This is a genomic window from Methanosarcina sp. WWM596 (assembly GCF_000969965.1).
GTDB lineage: Archaea > Halobacteriota > Methanosarcinia > Methanosarcinales > Methanosarcinaceae > Methanosarcina.
On the sequence record NZ_CP009503.1, the window covers coordinates 3,141,811 to 3,157,841 of the forward strand.

Genomic DNA, 16,031 nt, shown 5'->3' on the forward strand with positions numbered 1-16,031 from the left:
TCACCTTCCTGCCTGGATAAAACCTGGTTTTATGAACCTTCAAGAGAACGATGAATATATTTACTCAGGTCAATAATCTTCCAGGCCAATAATCTGCTCAGACAAATTATACTTACTCAAACCTCTCGGAGAATTATAGTATCGTTTCTATCGAAACATGAGATAGTATCGTTTCTATAAAAACAGAATCTGTAATCACATTATAAAATCATATTATAAAATCACATTATGGAATTACATTTTTACTCTGCCAATATCCAGGTACTCGACTTCCTCTCCTTTTTCGACTGCAAAGAGCATTCGTTTGCGCACACTGTTTGCAAGCCGGACAGCCCCGGACATAACCGGAAGCCTGAACTCGTAATCTGCAGGGATTACGTTTACAAGGTACTCGGAATGGGGAATTTTTTCTATGGACTCGACTTTCCTGTAGACCCTGAAATGGGTCCCGAACTTAAAACCTGTCTTGACCACATGCCCTGAGTCTCGCAGAGCTTTATATGCGCTGTATTTCCGCAGAAAAGAACCTTCGATTTCCGAAGCTTTCTCAACAAACTCTTCGAATGAAAAAACCTTTCCTTTCCTGTCCCTGACTACTATGATCCCTCGCGAAAAAAGATAAAGAGACTCAACAAGAGAGAGCTGCAGCCTTTCCGGGTCAAGCATTTTCCCGTAGAACCCTCTTGCATAAAGAGCTCCGGAAGCCTCAGCGTCCCAGGCTATTACCCTGTCTTCGAGGAAAGTTGCATCAGTTTTGACTGCAGGGGAGGGTTCAGGCATCTCCCCCTCAGGGGCAGCGGTTTTAATTTCGTAGAAGGTAAGGTCACTTTCTTCATCCACTACAGCCAGGATAAACTGCTTGTGCACGTTTTCTGCCGAGATGACCGAATCCTGCAAGAGCTTTACAGAAAGAAGCTGCCTTTCAGACAGGACATGGACAAAGATTTTTGCTGCGCTTTTTCCAGGATGGCTGCCTCTCGGGTACACCCTGAAGTCCACGGCTGAAGGTTGGACGTAATACCCCCGCTCTTTGAGGTCTTTATATACGATATACTTCAGCTCGAAATTAGGCTGTCTCAGAGAAGCCTGCTCGAAAAAAGTCCTGAAATCAAGCAGTTTTCCTTCCAGCTCAATCTCGAGTTTTCCTCTAAACTGAAGGTATGCGGCTTCTACAAGGGAGAGTTCAAGCCCGTTATCCCTGGGACGTCCGAAATAACCTGTTTTGTAAAGTTCGGCAACCGCTTCCTTTCCGGCAAGGACCCGGTCTCCTTTAAGTTGTGTTTTCAATAGTTTCACCTGAAAAGAAAATAGAATGAAAATAAGTTTTATAAGAATCTATTTTGTAAGATTCTGGATGCTTGCATAATCCAGTTTGCAACTGGTGTGTAATAATCTGGCTTTCTATAATATTGTTTTTTCGACCTGCAGAGGCAGGCAAGCAACCCTACAAAGTTTTATTTTTATCAGGAGGTCCTGGAATCCCTAAATTTACGGGCAGCTTCGACAAGAGAACCTGCAAGTTCCCTGTATGCGGCTCCGTGCAGGTGGGCGTAAGAACCAAGGGTGTTTTCAACAATAAGCCCGTCCTGGTCTCCTTTTATCCCGGTGCCTCTTGAGAGAGTTATTGCAAATTCCGCATCTTCGGGGATTTCCCGAATTTCGGAGTGGTGGAACTCATGCCCTTTGAAGCTGTTGCCTTCTTTTCCGATAAGGCAGTCCCTGCCAAGAGTCCCGATATTGTAACTGACAACCCTTGTCTGCCCCATTATTGTGTGGCCGGGAAGTGCACCCACCATTAAATAGGTGGACTCAGGCATTGAAGCGTCGTGGTATGTGCCTTTTCCCGGGACTCCGGTACTGATTTTTTCTGTGAGGTACATGAGCCCCCCGCATTCGGCGTATATGGGCATACCTGCAGCTGAAGCTTCTTTGATGCTTTTCCGCATGGGCTCGTTGGCTTCGAGTTCGGCTGCAAAAAGTTCAGGGTAGCCGCCTCCTATATAGAGCCCGTCAACCTCAGGAAGCCGAGAATCTTTTACCGGGCTAAAGTAAACAATTTCCGCTCCGGCAAGTTCCAGCAGGTTGAGATTATCATGGTAGTAAAAGTTGAAAGCTTCGTCAAGGGCAATACCTATTTTTGGCCGGGGAGATCCTACACCGGCAGCAGGGAAAAAAATGCTATTTTCGGAACTTTTCAGAGGTTTTGCGCTCCCTGCGATTTTCAGGAAGTGGTCAACATCAATTCCTTTAGTGATAATCTCTTCAATGCCCCGAAGCCTGTCCTCAAACCCTCCGTCTCCAAGCCTCCGCCTGCCTTCAAGCGCAGGCATGAGCCCTAGGTGGCGCATGGATATCTGCATGGCGGGGTCTCTTGGGATGATCCCTATAACCGGCACACCAGTATAGTACTCTATTGCCTCTTTTGCCTTTTCGGCATGGCGAAGGCCTCCGATGTTATTCAGAATAACGCCTGCAATTTCCACGTCAGGATCGAAATTCTTATAGCCACTTATAAGGGCTGCAGCGGAACGGGTAATGCTGCGGGCATTGATTACGAAAACCACAGGGCATTTGAGGATTTTTGCGATCTGGGCGGTACTTCCGAGGTCACTGAGACCTTCAAAGCCCTCGTAAAGCCCCCTAACGCCTTCGATAATTGCAATGTCAGCCCCACCTTCGGTTTCACAGGCATGAGAGTAGACGTCAAGAATCCCGGCTTCGTCCATCAGGTATCCATCAAGGTTCCGGCAGAACCTCCCTGTGATTTCGGTATGATAACTGGGGTCGATATAGTCAAGAGCTACCTTGAAGGGCTGGACTTTATACCCTCTTGAAACAAGGGCAGCCATAAGGCCCATGGAAATTGTGGTCTTGCCTGAAGAGGAACGGTCTGCAGAAATAAGGACTCTGGGAATGCTCCCTGCCTCTGTTCCTGATCTTTTGCTGTAGGACATGCTTTCAATACCCTCTGAGGTCGGTTTATCCATTGAACGTATATGCGGCACAGGTAAGTTTTTTCGAGTTATAGGAAACCCGTTAAATCTAAAGATTTATGGGTAGTTCACTTTGTCATTTCCCTTAACCGCTCATCGCTCAGGTGGGCTGCCATAACTTTCTTTTCGTTGGTCAGAATTGCTTTTCCAAGCTGGCGGTAGATTTCCGCAATGTCGGAATCAGGAGCTTTCTCCATAACAGAGTAGCCGTCTCTTTCGCAGTCCTGGACTATCTGCCTTTTGGGGATAAAAGCCATAAGCTGACTGCCGATTTCCTCTGAAAATTTCCTGACGATTTCTTCTTCCCGGCTCGCGTTTCTTGAATTGCAGATAATCCCGCTAAGTGGCATACTGATTTTGGAAAGCCCTTTGCAGATGTTGTTTGCTGCATAGAGGGGCATATATTCTCCAGAGGTCAGAACGTATGCCTCATTTACATAGCCTTTCCGGATAGGGGCAACAAACCCGCCGCAGACGATGTCTCCCGGAACATCGTAGATTATAAGGTCCTGTTCTTTAAGGAGGTCTTCTGAAATGCTTTTCAGTTTTTTAATTGCAACTATGATCCCGCGTCCTGCGCAGCCTATGCCGGGCTCGGGCCCTCCGGCTTCTATACATTTGACGCCTGCATATCCTTCAAAAACCACATCTTTTTCTTTTACATCCACACCTTCACGGATGAGATCGAGTATGGTTGGGATTCTCCTGCCTCTGAGAAGGGTTATGGACGAATCGCTTTTTGGGTCGCAGCCTATGATCATGACTTTCTTCCCTGCTTTCGCACAGGCAGCTGCAACGTTTGAGGCTGTGCTCGACTTACCTATGCCGCCTTTTCCGTAAATTGCAATGATCTTTTGTTTTTTCAAAGGATCTTCCTCCCGTTACTTGACTTATCCTGATTTTTATCCTGATTTTTATCCTGACTTTTATCCTGACTTTTATCCTGACTTTTATCCTGATTCTTTTCAGTTCAGGCTTCCTTTGCAACTTCCCTTAATGTGGCTCCGAATTCGGATTCCACTATTTCGCTGACTCCAAGGGTCTTTGGGTGGAGGTCGATCTCAACCATAACATGCTCATGCCCCATCTCTTTTAAGGGCAGGACCTGCCTCGGACCATTCGTAACCGAGATCAGTTCCATGTGCTGGAGGTTCTCCATTGGGATTGCATGAGGAACGCCTGTGATAACTGCAAAATCGTAATCATTGTATTTTGTCTTTATTAGTTCGCTGACCTTTTCCCCTGTAATCGGGTACTCATCCATACCGCCGAGGATTTCATGAATCTCAACCCCATGAGCTATGAAGTCCCGCATAATGTATTTGGCATGCTGCCTGACTCGCGGAAGCCCGAGTTCCGGGTCGATATTTGCCATATTGACCAGGTTTTCCTTTTTCCCGAGCGCAGCTGCAACCTCATTGACTGCAAGGGTGATGTCTGCAAACATGTAGCCGGTTTCTTTTTTGGCGTTCATTATGATGAGCCCTTTCTTTCCTTCCTTGAGGAGTTCAATAAGCCGCCTTGCAACCTTATATTTGAGGTCTCCCCTGGAGGGGGCAAGGTATTCCCTACTTGCAGCCCCGAACCTCTTTTCAACCTCTGTGGCTTTCAAGAGGAGGTACTCCTGGCGCTCGAATTCTTTACGGTCAATTATCCCGGCATCGAGGGCAGATTCAAGGGCAAAGATCACGCCTTTTGTGTTGTTGTGATAACCTGCGTGCACTTCGACTTCAATAACAGGGATATCCGGGTTTGCCTCAAGTACGGCTTCGTGCATTTCTTCCCCTATGATCATGCTGGCACATGTGCCGACAACGCCCAGAATTTTCGGGTTGAAGAGTTCGATGGACTTATTGATTAGCTGTACAAGCCGGTCATGCCCCCCGAAAACAAAGCCGTTCTCGTCAAGCCCTGTAGTGACTACATGGATCCCGTCTTCTTCAAGCAGTCTCGCATGTTTGAATGAACAGCCAGGGGGTCCGTGCAGAATTGCAACATCGACGTTTAAGTCCCTTAGGGTATAAAGAGCCGCAACGATTGAGCTCGGTCGGGGGTGAATAATTGAAATCTCTTTTTGAGTCATGACAAATCCTCTTTCTGATTCTATGAATATTAATAAGGGTTTCACCCGGGAGATTCCGGAATCCTGCAGGACTGTGAACCCCACCAGAACGGGAAGAAGGTATCCGGAAGCATGATCAGTTGAAAGTTAATCAAGTAATGGAAACGAATACAGATTAGAAGACCCTGTATAAAATTGTATCATAAAGGAACAACTTACATGAGGGAACAATATGTACATGAGGGAACAATATGCATGAGAAATCACCGGAAGAACATCGCTCAACGGAAACATTTTACTGAGGAGAGGATAATATCTTCCGTGCCTGCAAGTTCCGAAGCTTTCAAGAGCCCTTCCGGAAGGTTGCCTGCATAAGAGACATTTTTAGCAGCTACTGCCTTCATCCGCTCTCCGACGAGTATGATATGCCTGCACTTAATACCGAACTTTTCTACAAATTCCTGCACTGAGACCGGAGACAGTCCCTCACAGACCTGAGAGGCTTCTTCTCCGAGGACAAGGATTATACTTCTCTTTTTTTCATCCTTTTTCTTCAGGAGAGCGTACTCAAGGGCTTTTTCTGCAGAAAGGATGTCCATTCCGGAGTTGGAATTGTCAACCAGGGAAGTCCCATTAAGCTCTTTTTCCTGCATCCTGCCTGAAAGCCCCCTGAATTCTTCAAGTACGGAAACAACAGCTTTTCGCTCAACCCCAAGTTCGAGAGCGGCTGCAGAAGCTGCAACAAAGGCTGTCCTGTATGCCAAACTGTTATATCCAGGGCGCAGGGAAGCTGTAAAAAGTTCTTCCCCTCTGTGAAGAAAATGCAGGGCAGAGCCTGAAGCTTCGGGAGTGATCGCCTGTTCTTTGGGGGTTGACGATTCTGGAATAGCTGAGGATTTCGCAGTCCCGGCTTCAGTTTCCAGAACAAAATCGGGAACTTCAGACGTCTTTACCTGGGACTCTGCATAAAACGGGTCCTTAAAGGTGAGAATCTTTGCCCGGCTTCCTTTTGCAGCCACAAGAGCTTTTTCTGCCCCGGCGTTGAGAAGAAGGGTGCTTCCGGATTTTGCTTTCAGGATGAGCTGGAGCTTTGCATCACTTGCAAGGGAAGTATTGTTTGCAATCCCGTAATCAGGGGAAAGGGTTGTCAGGATTCCGAGGTCTGCGGCACCCGTACCTCCTATCGAGATTTCAAAGATAAATAATTCTGGCTTGATTCCGGCCTCAAGACTTTTTTCAATGGCTGTCAGGATACTTCCGGGAGTGATGCTCAGGCCCCTGTAAATAAGAAAAGGGACACCATCTTTCCAGGCTTCAAGCCCGCGCGAGGTATGGAGCACGACTTCAAATCTGCGGGAGAGCATGTCGGCAAGCAGGGATGCAGTGCTTGTCTTTGCTTTTACGCCTGTTATCTCAACTATTCTTATACCCGAAAGCTCAGGGTCGTCCTGCAGGATTTTCCCTGTGGCTTCGTGGTGTGAGAGAACTATTTTTCCTTCTGACCTGGCTTGGGAAAGCATGGGATAGGCAGGGTCCAGATGCACAGGCGCTATAAGGAGATCTAATTTGGATACAGGGAGAGGAGATTTTGAACAGCGTATGCCGTACTTATCCTCAAGCTCCCCGAGCAGCGCCTGGTCTACGGTCCCGTAAACGTCTACTCCTGACACATCATTTCCCAGAGCTGCGAGTTTTTTTGCGATTGGAATGCCGCCGTGGGTCAGGTCGAGCACGGCGAGCTTCTTCCGGAAAAGGTCCATAATAAAAACCGGACCCGAATATTCAAATTTATAGGGATTCCTGAACCCTTTTAAAGACAAGGTCAGCTATCAGGGAGTCGGCTCCGAGGGGTTTTGCGTAGCAGAGGGGAACTGCTTTCCCATCAATTTCCAGGGTTCCGATGCCGTTTTCATCAAGATTCAGGATTTTAGGAATATCCTTTGTGATATGGACGCCTGAAGCCAGGAAAACAGGTACTGCTGATATCTTTGTTACTCCTGTACCTGCAAAGCTTGCAATTGCTTCTTCCAGGGTTGGCTCACTGTTTTCCATAAAGCCGGCTCTAACAACAACATCAGAGTACTTCTGGGCGATGTAATCTGCGATCTGGCTGACTACTTCCTTGTTGTAAGGAAGCTTGCTCCCGTGGCCGATGGCCAGGATTCCGAGTTTCTCTGTCATTTTTGAAACCTCATTTTAAGTTTAAGCTTAAAGCGGTTATTCGGATTATGTCCATTCAAATTGTGTTTAACACAATTCTTTGAATTTGTAACATCAAAGAGATTAACATAGTTAGGATTTATATGATAAAAGTCCTTCGTTTCTAAAGGGGATATGTCTTAATTACTTAATAAAGTCAGCCACCACTGTTTCGCTGCTTTATATGAAGAAGCGTAAAACCCCTGAGTCTTTAGCTCAGGGGATATAAGCGTCAACTTCAACCCTGATTCCGTATGTAATATTCTGCCGCCTCTTTACTCACATTTCCGATAGTAGACGCAAAATAACCATCACTCCATAACGTATTCTCACCCCAATAATACTTTTTCAGATATTCTTTTTGAGTTTTCCATAACCTGTTAGTATATTCTTGTTTCTTCTTGTTTCAATTTTCTGACAATTGACAAAACGCTAACTTTCGGTTCACTCTTGATCAAGAAATGAATATGGTCTTTGTCAGTTTCCATTTCAAGGATTTCAAAGTTAGACTCTTTTGAAATGTCAATCATAATCTGTTTGAGTTCTTCGCTAATTGGTTCAAGTATGACTTTTCGGTATTTGCAAACAAAAATAACATGATACATTAACAAAAATTTGCTATGATTCCGTGTTTCATACTTCGTATTTACCAAAAAGTATATATATTGTTAAAGCATATACTGCCTTTGTATGATGCAAGCGTTCAAATTTAGACTCTATCCTACAACTACACAAGCTATTCAATTGAATCAGCATATAGGTAGCTGTAGATTTGTCTATAATTGGGCACTTGACCAGAAAATTAAAACTTATGAGCAGACAGGGGAATCAATTTCCAGATTTGACTTAAACAAATTAATTCCTACTCTAAAGGCTTCTAATGAGTGGTTAGGAGAAGTTAACTCTCAATCATTACAGGGGATGACTAAGCAGGTTGAATCCGCTTTCACTAGATTCTTTAGAGAGAAAACAGGGTTTCCAAAGTTCAAATCAAAAAAGAATCCGATACAGTCTTTCCCTGTACCTCAACACTACACTGTAAACTTTGAAAATAATACTATCAAGCTTCCTAAAATAGAACCAATTAAAGCAGTTCTTCACAGGAAGTTTGAAGGAGAGCCTAAAACGGCTACGGTATCAAGGACATGTAAAGGACATTACTACATCAGTATCCTTGTTGAAGATGGAAAAGAACTTCCAGTAAAGGAAGCTTTCACAGAATCAACAACAGTAGGAATTGATGTAGGTATCAAAGACTTTGCTGTCCTTTCAACAGGAGAAAAGGTTGAGAATCCAAAGTACTTGAAAAACTCTCTTAAAAGGCTCAAAGTATTACAGAAAAGAGTCTCAAGGAAACAGAAAGGCTCTAAGAACAGGGCAAAAGCTAAACGAAGACTTGCTGTACTGCATGACAAAATAACAAATCAGAGAAATGACTTCCAGAACAAACTCTCTTTTAGACTTGTTAGCGAAAACCAAGCTGTAGCTCTGGAAACTCTAAATGTTAAAGGCATGGTTAAGAATCATCACTTAGCACAGGCTATAAGTGATTCTGCGTGGAGTAGTTTTGTAACAAAGTTGGAATATAAGGCTCAATGGTTTGGAAAAACCGTCCTGAGAATAGGACAATTTGGACCCTCTTCTAAGCTATGTAGTGTGTGTGGATACCACAATAAAGAGCTTCAGCTAAAAGACAGAGAATGGATTTGTCCAGACTGTAAAACCAAACACGATAGAGACATTAATGCCGCTATCAATATCAAAAAATTCGCTCTCATAGATCAGAATCTAATTGGATTATGACACCGTAGGGACTACGGGGATGAGCTTGGGGACTTGCCCTCAATAGAGGGAGGAATGAACCAAGAAGCCACTCAGTCTTTAGCTGAGTGGTAGTTCACAAACCAGGCTAGTTTCAAGTATAGTTCAAACAGTAATGGGAAAAACATGAGCAATGTATACGAAAAAATAGATTGTGGAAGTACGTATTTTCCTGGGCTAGTCGAGAGCCAAAAATAAAATCATATATTCTCAAACTCAGTGATTTTGAGGATATTAATGATGTATATCCGAGACGATAAATTGAAAAGCGGTTGAAGGGATATTAAGCATCCCTGGACATATCCCTAAAGCGTCTGAGCTTTAGGATATTATTTTGAATAATTCTCTATCTATATCATCGATTGAGATCCGAGCGTCACCATGGTTAAAAATCATACGATTTCTTGATATTTCAAATATCCGTGATGAAAAATAGTCAAATCGGTCACCTCTAACTGGCTCAAATTTTGTATAATCTGTGACGATTCCTTCTTCTTCAAGTTCACACGTCAACAGACTCTCCAGCTGCAACTTCGCAATCGTCAGTATGCACACCTCGCGCGTTAGCCGTGGTTCACTGCTACTTTTGTAGCCGTTTTCGAGTAGTGCGACATAAACAGCAATCGGGCGCACACATGAACTTGCCCGTAAAAGTTGCAGCATCCACATGTAGATGTCAAGGCGAATCCGGTCGCTATCATACCAGTCCTTTAAGTCATAGTCATATTCACTCAGTAACTCATCGACATCTTTAAATTTTTTGCATTCATACGAAAGTTTTTCCATGTGCTCAAAACTATCGATTATACGCATAGTATTACCCCCAAATATAATTGATACTCATGATATTTACTTCTTTTCAACTAAAATTAACCAGTCAGGAGCGGCTGAATATGTTCTTTATTTTTCAAGCCTTTAATCAGTTCTGTGATATCGCCCACAAATTCCAGGTCGGCGTTTTCCCCTGTGCCCTTTGCCCCTGAAAAGGTCGTAAATTTGTACAATTTTTTGTTGTATAAGAAGCCGAAGATGTAACCCGTGAAATAACTGCCGAACTAGGGTACTTTCAGGATAAGCTCTAAAATCAAGAAAATCAAGAAAATCAAGAAAATCAAGAAAATCAAGAAAATCAAGAAAATCAAGAAAATCAAGAAAATCAAGAAAATCAAGAAAATCAAGAAAATCAAGAAAGGTTCTTCAAAAAACAAACTCAATTCAGGCAAATGTTAGACATTTTTATTTTCAGTCGAATACCCCGCTAGCTTGCTGCGGGGATGAAAAACTTCCCCGGTAACCGTTAATGATAATATGATTTATCAATTCCATCTTTCGTTTATTGACTTCTGCTCGAACTAAACCGTATTAGGGTTATTGTTTCCTTTTACGGAATTTGGGGCGGTGGCGCGAACATACCCCGTTGCTTGCAGCGGGGTGCGCCAGCGCAACTTTGATTTCACTTTACTGAGAAGCAACTCTGTCAAAGTCTCCACGCAGAGCTTTCAGGGCATATTTTTCCACGTTAATCTCCTGTTTCGTACGGATACCAAATCTTCTGAGCACAGGTACCGGAGGGCACCAGCCCAGTATAGCATATTGAAGCAGGAAGGTTGCAGCTATTAAGGGCAGGATAAACCATTTCTTGCTCTTTTTTAAACCAAGCATCACTCCAATCATAGAAACTACCCCCGCACGAAATTCAATAAAACGTCCTATATCCCATTCATTATCGAGCTCTCCGATTCTTTTTGAAATCTCGTAATGGGTCTTGCTCGCATAGAATCGGACTGTTGCTGCAATTTCGCGGTCGATTGCCTCGTTAATTTCGGGAGAGGTTCTGGCTCTTACCCTGTCTCCCCTTACGAATTCACCAAAATCAGTTATCAATGTAAAATTCCCCCTTTTAATAAACAAATCTTCAGGTTTTAACCCTGATAGGAACTGCCTGTAATTAAAAGAGGGTAGAGGTACGATCATATAAAGTTAATCATAAAAATTTATTCGATACTTAGTTTATCTGGAGAAAATAATAGCTCAAAACAGCAGAAATATGTAACTGAGAATTAAAAGTCGGTTTCCCTGGTTGGGGAAAATATTCTTTTGACCCTGGGAGCAGTTTTTCACTGTTTAATCTCTCTTATTTGCGGGGTTGATTCTCCGATTATTTTTTTAAACCTTCAGCAGGAAGCCCCTGAGTTTTAGCTCAGGGGTAGTTGACTCCTGCTTTAGAACTCGATCAGGCCGTTTGGGTAGTATATAATACACGCCCCACGGAAGTATTCGCCTCCGGGATGTCTGTATCCGTTTGACCCGCTCCAGTCGAAGTTGAGCCAGTATTGCTTTGCCTGCCCCTCTCCAAGGAATCTTTCCGAGTACCAGATATTCCTGGCAGAGGGGTATTTTTCTGAAATATAATCCAGTATCCTGTACGCCGTATCCCTGTCATTCCCTATGTAGAGTTCGGGATAAGCGTGCCCATAAGACTCGTTGTATGCCGTAACTACCCTTGTATTGAATCCCATATTTTTCAAAAGGGCAGACATAACAATTGAGTAATCATCACAGTCCCCTACATATCCACTGTCGATAGTCTGGGAAGCCCCGAAGAAAAACTCGGCGTTTTTGTCATACCTGTACTGCCAATTCCTGTTTACGTAATTAAAAACTGCACAGGCATCTTCCATATTGTATCCTGAAGTCTTTCCCGTGATATTGAAGACCTCTTCTCCGACCCTTTCCTCTCCTGATCCTATAGCTCTCTGGAAGTTCTGAGACAGCAATCTGTATTCTTTTGGATAAACAGCACCTGACTTTTCTTTGGGATAAGTGGGCACCTCAGGTATCCCCCGGGGGGTAATACTTTCAACTCTTTCGCCAACTCCGGTAAGATCAGTCTCTTCGGCTTTGAACTCATTTTCCTGGACAGCTCCTTCAGGCAGGAGTTTATTCACCTCATCAGTGACAATGTTCTCCTTAAGGCTGCCAGTATCCATACAGCCGGCTGTCAGTGAGACAAGAAAAATAAGAAATATAAATTTTGAAACCTTCACATAGACCACAAAATCAGATCCAGAGGTACTGTATAAGTATTACAGCTTAATAAACTTCTCTAAATATAATAAAGTAAATTTATATATAACCTTGACCTCTGGGTTTTATATAGTGTTTACTTCTCTCTTTCTCTTTTTAAATATATCCCGCATTTGGGATAGTCAAGCCCTTCACAATATTTTCCTTTAGGCTGGAATTGGGGGCACGATGAAGAATATTTACATTTCTTGCGTAAGATAATGGACAAGATCCCCATATATGGACTCTCCTACGTAGTTAATATTGCATTGTCCATATATATTATATGTTACATTGTGTTCTCTTCAAGCATGGATCTGCCCTGTTTCAATCTCTAAGGGGATTGCATTTTCTGAAGTAACCTCGGTTATTTTAAAGTATGGCAGCCCCTTAATTGCCAGCTGAGCCATCGAGTATTCGATATCCGGAGTGGGACCCTTAATCTTGAGAGGACTGGCTATGATGTTGAGCAGTTCTGCAAGGTTGGGGCTGTTCGACTTCCATGTCCCATCACTCTGTGTTTCAGCTGTAAAGATTTTCCATTCAATTTTCACAGACATTATTATTCCCCCATTAAAAAATGGTTATTTAGTCGCCAGATGCTTAAAAAAATAAACTACACTCACTCAGATTTAATTATTTTTATATGTTTTTGTCTATAACTTTTTATCACTGATATAATTCGGCTTTTTCCCCTTCAAAGCCTTAAACCGGAGTTTATAAGAAATCATCAATATCGAGTTATAGCTATTGATATTATGCAGGCATAACAAAAAATTAATTAATTTCCACCCCCTTTAAATTAAATTATGATGTCACTACATCTTGAATTAGTCCACCGATTGGCACTTAGAGCCTATCTTGACTTTTCGGATAGGCACTTATATGGTTTCTGTCTCCCCCATAATAAAGAAACCATTATAGGGCATCTCGTTAAGAGATTATGTGTTAAACCCTACAGGTGGGAAATTAGTTGTTTTTTCTGATACATTTGTTTATTTTAATAGCTCTATATTTTCGGTATTATATTAAAATGCTTTGAATTGTTGTCCCACAGATTTAATTTTTTATTATATCTCAGATTTTATGTGCCGTTTGATGTGGTTTTATGCTACAAAATCTAAACTCCGGTTAAATTATTGGCCAGAAAAGAAAACACAGAAAAGTCTCAAAGGGAACTATTTACAGCTACCGAAGAAACCAAAATAAGTAAATTCCACATTCCTTTTTCTGGAACGGCGATATCACCAGGCTTCCCGGAATCCCACTGACAACTATAGCGGTAGCACCATCTCAGGGTGCTCGAGAGTAAAATCAATGGTTATTTCTTCCCCCATGGAGCAGCCCAATACATGTGCATGTTCAATTCCGAGTTCATGCAGCAAGAAATACAAATCCTGATGGCAGGAAACAGGTCTTACTTCGGGTCTTTTTCTTTCCTGATCCTTTCATACACCTTCCGGGAAGATTTTTTCAGCAGGTTATTCAGACTTTCTTTTGATATTGGCTTTGATTTCTTAACTATCATTACCGGCTTTCTGGAATGCCTGGCAATCCTCTGCGAGAGGGTCCCGAGCAAAGAAATTTTAAACCTCTTGCTCGAATCACCAATAATTGTCAGGTCGTAACCATTTGAAACTTCCAGTATGGCATCCTCTACAGAGTATCTTTCGAGCAGTTTGAAGCTGACAGGTATTGAAGTTATCTTTTTGACCAGGTCTTCAAGTTCTCTGGCAATTTTTTCCTTATTTCCCGGATCTTCATCGGGGCTGATAATACGGATTATTCTAATTGTAGCCCCAGTATTTGAAGCGATTTTTTTTGCCAGATAAAGGCCGTGTACCGAATTTATTTCCCCATTATATGCTACAAGGATTTTCTTGATACTGTCAGGCAGGTGTCCTTTTAAGAGAGCTATCTGGTTTTTTGAGGACAGGAGAACATCATTTGTTACATCCCCGAGTGAGTACTTGAACCTCTTTGATTCGTGCCAGCCCATGATAATTATGCCTGCGTTCTCTATTTCAGCCTGTTCAATAATTGAATTTGAGATATTGTGGTCAAATGCAATGATATATTCTCTTTTACTTCCGAATTTTGCAGGATAGTGCTCAAAATCTTCCTTGAAACGGCAGTCCATTTCTATCTTTTTCTCGTGATAGGCTTCCTGAGCTACCATTAAGGTTGTCTGACTCGGAACTTCGATTACATGCAGACAAATTATCTCACTTCCAAGGAAATCTGCCAGCTTTAAAAGGTCACTCTCATGCCCCGGATTGGAAACCGGCACAAGGACCCTTCCAACAGAAGACGGCTCAACGCTCACCTTTTCTACATTGTTTTCCAGCAGGTCAAACAGGTTATATGCCGGCATAGCTTTGCCTTTTCCATAGAACATGTACCATCCAGCTCCTACACATATCAATAATACGGAAAACAATAAAGGAAAACCACCAAGAAGAGGCAGCAATAATATGCTCCCTATGACCCCGAATATTTGCGTGAAAGGGAAAAAGGGGTCGCGAAATGTTGGTTCATATCCGGGTAAAGTCCGTTTTCTGAGGATGATTACTGCCATATTGAGCAGGATGAATATCAAAATGTTAAAAGCCCCGCCAAGTCTAGCCAGCTGCTCTATGTTGAAAAAAAACAGGAGTGAAACCATTACAGTTCCGGTGACCAGTATGGCATTGTGAGGGGTCTCATATTTTTTATGGATCAGGACAAACCATTCTGGCATCAGGGAATCTCTGCTCATTGCAAAAGGAAAACGGGAAGATGACAGTATGGCGCCGTTTGCTGTTGAAAGTGTTGCGAGCAGGGCAGCAAAGGCGATGAAGAATTTCCCGGTGTCCCCTGCAATCAGGCCTGCGATATCTGCCAGTGGGGTGACTGTTGTTACAGTCCCTTCAGGCCCTGAAAATCCTACGGTTACTGCCATTATACCGACATAGAAGAGGGTTACTACAATTGCTGAAGCGATAAACGCCCTCGGAAGGTTCTTTGACGGGTTTTTTACTTCCTCTGAGACAGCGGCAGCTTCTGCGAGTCCCAGATAAGATATGAAAATAATTCCTGTTGTAGTGAATATCGACATTATTCCATGTGATGCTACCGGGAAGAAATTCTCCGGCTTAACCATGAAAGATACTTCTCCCATGAATAGAACCAGTATTACCAGCAAAATGACGACAATAATGTTCTGCAGCGAACCACTACTTTTTGCACCTCGGTAATTAATTATTAACAGGAGCACTCCTGTAACAGCTGCTACTAAATAGAGCGGCAGAGGGTAAAAGACCTGAGAATACTCTGCAAGCCCTATGAGTGCAAAAGTGCCTTTGAATATCAGTGCCATCCAGGAGCCGAGCCCGATTACTGCACCAAGTGCGGCTCCCATTGTCCTGCTGATATAATAATAGCTGCCGCCTGCCACAGGCATGCCTGTTGCCAGCTCTGACATGCTGATTGCTGTGGCTATTGAAATGAGCCCGGCCAGCAGAAATGAGATTATTGCTCCTGAACCTGCATTTGCTACGGCTATTCCGGGAAGAATGAATATTCCTGCTCCAATCATTGTTCCGGTGCCTATTGCAAAAGTTGAGAAAAAACCCAGGCTGCGCCCCAGCCTTTCCGTTGTTTCAACTGGTGCCATCCATAACCCCGTCTTTTCAGGACTCCCGAATCAGTAAATCAAGCCCTGTGTAAACCTTCATTTTATAATTATATTTATAGTGTTGAGCATACATTTCCGCACCATACATCCGGGCAGATAGCGGGAGTTCAAACCCCTGCTTAATGGATTTTGCTTTCGAATAAAAATCTCCGAAAAATATCGTTTTTCTCGTGCAGTACGGTTTCAATCCGTATTTTAGCGGGTTTTGCTTTAG

General features: G+C 43.1%; 13 protein-coding genes and 1 pseudogene. 1 reads left to right on the forward strand and 13 read right to left on the reverse strand.

The genetic code is table 11. The annotated features are described in order from the left end of the window. Window positions 1-234 precede the first annotated feature (234 nt). From endA to tnpA, 7 genes and pseudogenes are all read right to left on the reverse strand, one after another. The gene (gene endA, locus MSWHS_RS13880; protein ID WP_048129238.1) at window positions 235-1,287 is read right to left on the reverse strand and encodes a tRNA-intron lyase; all 1,053 of its coding nucleotides are present in this window, start codon (window positions 1,285-1,287) and stop codon (window positions 235-237) included. Window positions 1,288-1,463: 176 nt separating this feature from the next. Then, window positions 1,464-2,954, reverse strand: a complete 1,491-nt coding sequence (gene cfbB / locus MSWHS_RS13885; protein ID WP_048159204.1) for a Ni-sirohydrochlorin a,c-diamide synthase — start codon at window positions 2,952-2,954, stop codon at window positions 1,464-1,466. Between the two features lie 107 nt (window positions 2,955-3,061). Beyond that, the gene (gene cfbC / locus MSWHS_RS13890) at window positions 3,062-3,859 is read right to left on the reverse strand and encodes a Ni-sirohydrochlorin a,c-diamide reductive cyclase ATP-dependent reductase subunit (protein ID WP_048129234.1); all 798 of its coding nucleotides are present in this window, start codon (window positions 3,857-3,859) and stop codon (window positions 3,062-3,064) included. Between the two features lie 104 nt (window positions 3,860-3,963). Continuing rightward, window positions 3,964-5,076, reverse strand: a complete 1,113-nt coding sequence (gene cfbD, locus MSWHS_RS13895; RefSeq protein WP_048129232.1) for a Ni-sirohydrochlorin a,c-diamide reductive cyclase catalytic subunit — start codon at window positions 5,074-5,076, stop codon at window positions 3,964-3,966. Between the two features lie 260 nt (window positions 5,077-5,336). Then, window positions 5,337-6,815, reverse strand: a complete 1,479-nt coding sequence (cfbE, locus tag MSWHS_RS13900; protein WP_048159649.1) for a coenzyme F430 synthase — start codon at window positions 6,813-6,815, stop codon at window positions 5,337-5,339. Window positions 6,816-6,843: 28 nt separating this feature from the next. Then, the gene (gene cfbA, locus MSWHS_RS13905) at window positions 6,844-7,236 is read right to left on the reverse strand and encodes a sirohydrochlorin nickelochelatase (RefSeq protein ID WP_048129230.1); all 393 of its coding nucleotides are present in this window, start codon (window positions 7,234-7,236) and stop codon (window positions 6,844-6,846) included. Between the two features lie 256 nt (window positions 7,237-7,492). After that, window positions 7,493-7,859, reverse strand: a pseudogene (gene tnpA, locus MSWHS_RS13910) (IS200/IS605 family transposase). A gap of 85 nt (window positions 7,860-7,944) precedes the next feature. Here tnpA and tnpB point away from each other — a divergent pair. Then, on the forward strand, window positions 7,945-9,057 hold the full coding sequence (tnpB, locus tag MSWHS_RS13915) for an IS200/IS605 family element RNA-guided endonuclease TnpB (RefSeq protein WP_048159206.1): 1,113 nt from the start codon (window positions 7,945-7,947) through the stop codon (window positions 9,055-9,057). A gap of 339 nt (window positions 9,058-9,396) precedes the next feature. On the opposite strand, the gene MSWHS_RS13920 is transcribed toward tnpB, so the two are convergent. The 6 genes from MSWHS_RS13920 to MSWHS_RS13940 all read right to left on the reverse strand — a co-directional run bounded on the left by MSWHS_RS13920 (window position 9,397) and on the right by MSWHS_RS13940 (window position 15,796). Beyond that, a complete protein-coding gene (locus MSWHS_RS13920; protein WP_048159208.1) occupies window positions 9,397-9,888 on the reverse strand; it encodes a hypothetical protein in 492 nt (163 codons plus the stop codon). A gap of 56 nt (window positions 9,889-9,944) precedes the next feature. Further along, window positions 9,945-10,079: a hypothetical protein gene (locus tag MSWHS_RS22060; protein WP_255353689.1), complete on the reverse strand. Its 135-nt coding sequence runs from the start codon at window positions 10,077-10,079 to the stop codon at window positions 9,945-9,947. 454 nt (window positions 10,080-10,533) lie between these two features. Further along, window positions 10,534-10,959 (reverse strand): DUF2892 domain-containing protein, encoded by a 426-nt coding sequence (locus tag MSWHS_RS13925; RefSeq protein WP_048159210.1) that lies wholly within the window; start codon window positions 10,957-10,959, stop codon window positions 10,534-10,536. 338 nt (window positions 10,960-11,297) lie between these two features. After that, complete coding sequence (locus tag MSWHS_RS13930; RefSeq protein WP_231585449.1) at window positions 11,298-12,122, reverse strand: transglutaminase family protein; 825 nt, start codon at window positions 12,120-12,122, stop codon at window positions 11,298-11,300. Window positions 12,123-12,446: 324 nt separating this feature from the next. After that, window positions 12,447-12,701 carry a hypothetical protein gene (locus MSWHS_RS13935; RefSeq protein WP_048129220.1) on the reverse strand — a complete coding sequence of 85 codons (255 nt, stop codon included), beginning with the start codon at window positions 12,699-12,701 and terminating at the stop codon, window positions 12,447-12,449. 857 nt (window positions 12,702-13,558) lie between these two features. Then, window positions 13,559-15,796 (reverse strand): amino acid permease, encoded by a 2,238-nt coding sequence (locus MSWHS_RS13940; RefSeq protein ID WP_048159214.1) that lies wholly within the window; start codon window positions 15,794-15,796, stop codon window positions 13,559-13,561. Window positions 15,797-16,031 lie beyond the last annotated feature (235 nt).